This window comes from Psychrobacter sp. 1Y4, assembly GCF_051847555.1.
In genome coordinates this window covers 1-587 of sequence record NZ_JBPYDE010000867.1, presented here as the reverse complement: position 1 = coordinate 587, position 587 = coordinate 1, and the positions used below count along the sequence as shown (strand labels likewise).

Genomic DNA, 587 nt, shown 5'->3' with positions numbered 1-587 from the left:
TAGAATGACACCAGCGTTATTGACAGGTAAAACAAGCAGCTGTGCATTGCTATTCAAAATAGAGGCATGTGTGAGTTGCAGAATCGCCATTATAGACCTCTTTGTGAAAGTCCTGCGTTTATTGTGTCTCTGTACTAGCAGGGCTATCAGCTTCTAATTGTGCTATCTGCTGTTCAAGTAAAGCGATTTGTTCTGCTTTCATATCGGTTAGCTGTTTATTCATTGCCAATTGCTCAGCAGCCAACTTTTCTTGTTCAGCTAAGCGTTTACGTTCGTCCTCTAAACGATCAATTTCTTCTTTAGCTAAGCTGTTCGTCTTTGGCAGAGGCGCATTTAAAATAGCTTTAGGATTTGGCGTTTCAACACGCTTATCGTCGTTTGCATTGGCGCTTCCATCAGTGACAATGCTGTCAGTGAGTACAGTGTCAGGCTCATCAGTTATGACATCTGGAGTTGAAGCCGCTTGAGCCGCCTCGGTTTGCTCATTCATCGTAGGTGGTTGACTGACAGGTAAAACCACTTCTGGCTCGGGTTTTACCCAAAGTAAGTAACCAATAGCAATGAGTATCACCGCAATAATAAGCACT

At 43.3% G+C, this 587-nt stretch carries 1 protein-coding gene; it reads right to left on the bottom strand.

All coding sequences use genetic code 11. The features are described from left to right. Nucleotides 1-118: 118 nt before the first annotated feature. The coding region (locus tag ACS8FC_RS19310; protein ID WP_439297978.1) for a hypothetical protein at nucleotides 119-587 on the bottom strand (469 nt) is incomplete at its 5' end.